Source organism: Dietzia sp. DQ12-76 (genome assembly GCF_014145045.1).
Taxonomy (GTDB): Bacteria; Actinomycetota; Actinomycetes; order Mycobacteriales; family Mycobacteriaceae; genus Dietzia.
In genome coordinates, this window is the sequence record NZ_JAALDV010000554.1 from 1 (window position 1) to 2,545 (window position 2,545).

3 protein-coding genes and 1 pseudogene are annotated in these 2,545 nt (G+C 71.6%); all 4 read left to right on the forward strand.

Annotation, left to right across the window (positions count from 1 at the left end):
- Positions 1-449 (forward strand): sensor histidine kinase (locus G6019_RS16595; RefSeq protein WP_375539777.1); only part of this gene is annotated, 449 nt, incomplete at its 5' end.
- Positions 446-1,135, forward strand: coding sequence for a response regulator (locus G6019_RS16600; RefSeq protein WP_182611876.1), 690 nt, complete (start codon positions 446-448; stop codon positions 1,133-1,135). The genes G6019_RS16595 and G6019_RS16600, both read left to right, overlap by 4 nt.
- A 158-nt stretch (positions 1,136-1,293) precedes the next feature.
- Positions 1,294-2,175, forward strand: coding sequence for an ABC transporter ATP-binding protein (locus G6019_RS16605; RefSeq protein ID WP_107758259.1), 882 nt, complete (start codon positions 1,294-1,296; stop codon positions 2,173-2,175).
- A pseudogene (locus G6019_RS16610) lies at positions 2,172-2,545 on the forward strand (ABC transporter permease); the annotation flags it as partial. The gene G6019_RS16605 and the pseudogene G6019_RS16610, both read left to right, overlap by 4 nt.

A 2,545-nucleotide genomic window follows, 5' to 3' on the forward strand; every position in this document is an offset into this window, starting at 1 on the left:
CGGACCACTCCCGATCCGCGGTGCGGGGGATCGCCGACCTCGGCCGCCTCGCGGCCTCTCACGAATCGGCCGACTTCACCACCAGCGTCTCGGTGGTCACGGGCACCGGACACCCGGTCGAGGAGGTCCCGCCGGTCGTCGGCCTGTCCCTGTACCGGACCGCGCAGGAGGCGCTGGCCAACGTCCGGCGGCACTCCACGGCCGACCGCGCGAGCGACGTCCTGCGCACCGGTGAGGGACCGGGCGGGACCCCGTACGCGGAGGTGGAGATCCTTGACGCCGGGCGCCCCCGGGTCGGCACCTCCGGGAGTGGTCTGGGCCTGCTGGGTATGCGCGAACGGGTGCGGTCACACGGCGGGGAGTGCGAGATCGGGCCGCGGGTGACCGGCGGCTACCGGGTACGGGTGCGCCTGCCGTACCGCCCCGACGTGGAGGCCGACCGGACATGAACACCGTCCTGCGGGTCCTCGTGGTGGACGATCAGCCGCTCATGCGGTCCGGATTCTCGATGATGCTCGGCGTGGAACCCGACCTCGAGGTGATCGGCGACGCCGCGGACGGTGCGCAGGCGGTGGAGATGTGTCGGCGACTGCGGCCCGACGTGGTGTTGATGGACGTACAGATGCCGGGCACCGACGGCATCGAGGCGACCCGACTCATCACCGGTGAGGCCCTGGCCAGGGTGCTGATCCTCACGACCTTCGACCGGGACGACTACCTGTTCGACGCATTGCGCGCCGGGGCCGGTGGCTTCCTGCTCAAGAACTCCGACCCGCAGGACCTGGTCGACGGGGTCCGCGCCGTGGGGCACGGCCACGCGCTGCTCGCGCCCGAGGTCACCCGCCGCGTCATCGAACGGCTCACCGCTCCCACGGCACCGGACGCCGGCGACGGGTCACCCGCGCCCGCGGGGTCCCGGCCGGTGGCACTGGACGAGCTCACCGCCCGGGAGACCGAGGTCCTGCGTCTTGTCGCCCGGGGGTTGTCCAACGCGGAGATCGCGCGCACGCTGGTCGTGGGCGAGGCCACGGTCAAGACCCACGTGTCCGCGTGCCTGTCCAAGCTCCACCTCCGAGACCGCGTCCAGGCGGTCGTCCTGGCCTACGAGGCCGGCCTCGTCCACCCCGGCGAGTGAGCCGCGACGAACGGACGGCCGCCCGCCCGCGCCCTGCGTCTCCCCCCTGAGGGGGAGACCTTCCCTGCTCTCCCCGGAGATGTCATCCTCCCGGCTGATCCGCCGGACCGCCCTGGAGCCATAGCGTGGACGCGGTACAGGACACCAGGGAGGACACCATGCTGGAACTCGACGGGCTGACCCGACGATTCGGGGAGACCCTCGCCGTGGACGACGTCGGATTCGAGGTCCCGCGGGGGGCGATGACCGGTTTCGTCGGCGGCAACGGCGCCGGGAAGACCACCACCATGCGGATGATCATGGGCGTTCTGCAGCCGACCGCGGGCACGGTCATGTGGAAGGGCCGGGAGGTGACGGTCGCGGATCGTCGCACCTTCGGGTACATGCCGGAGGAGCGTGGGTTGTACCCGAAGCAGCCCATCCTCGACCAACTCGTCTACCTCGGCAGACTCCAGGGGCGCAGCCCGGAGGGCGCACGTCGGTCGGCGACGGAGTTGCTCGACCGCTTCGGGCTCGGCGACCGTACCGGGGACAAGCTCGAGTCGCTGTCCCTGGGCAACCAGCAGCGCGTCCAGGTCGTCGCCGCGGTCATCGGCGGGCCGGAACTGCTGGTCCTCGACGAACCCTTCTCGGGCCTGGACCCGGTCGCCGTCGACTCCATGGTCGACCTGCTGCGCGAGTACACGAGTCAGGGTGTGCCCGTGTTGTTCTCCTCGCATCAACTCGACCTGGTGGAACGCCTCTGCGACCACCTCGTCGTCCTGGCGGGCGGGCGGGTCGTCGCCAACGGGACGGTGGACGACCTCCGCCGACGTGGCCGCGTCCTGCACCGGCTGGTCGCCGGTACGGACGTCGGGTGGGTCCGGGGTCTGCCGGGCGTCCACGTCGTCGACGTCGACGGTCCCACCGCACTACTGGACCTCGACCGCCCCGAGGTGACCGACCTCGTCCTGCGCGAGGCGATGGCGCGGGGCAGCGTCCGCGAGCTCGCCGAAGTCGTTCCCACCCTCTCCGAGATCTACCGCGAGGTGACGTCATGACCACCACGACCCCCACCCGGTCGCCGGCGACCGAGTCCGCCTGGCGCATCGTCGCCGGTCGCGAGATCATGGTCAAACTCCGCGATCGAAACTTCATCATCTCCACCCTGACCACCATCGCGATCTTCGTCGTCGCCTTCGGGCTGTCGTTCCTCCTCGGCGGGCGCGATGACGAGAAGACCGTCGCCGTCGCCTCTAACGACGCCTCGGCCATCGTGCACGCCGCAGCTGCTGCGGCCACCCCGGACAGGGAGGGCGCCGAGGAGGGGACCGGACCCGGCGCGCAGGCGGGTGTCCCCCCGATCGAGCTGTCCGTCACCGAGGTCGCCGACCCCGCCGCCGCCGAACAGGCGGTGCGGGACGGAGACGC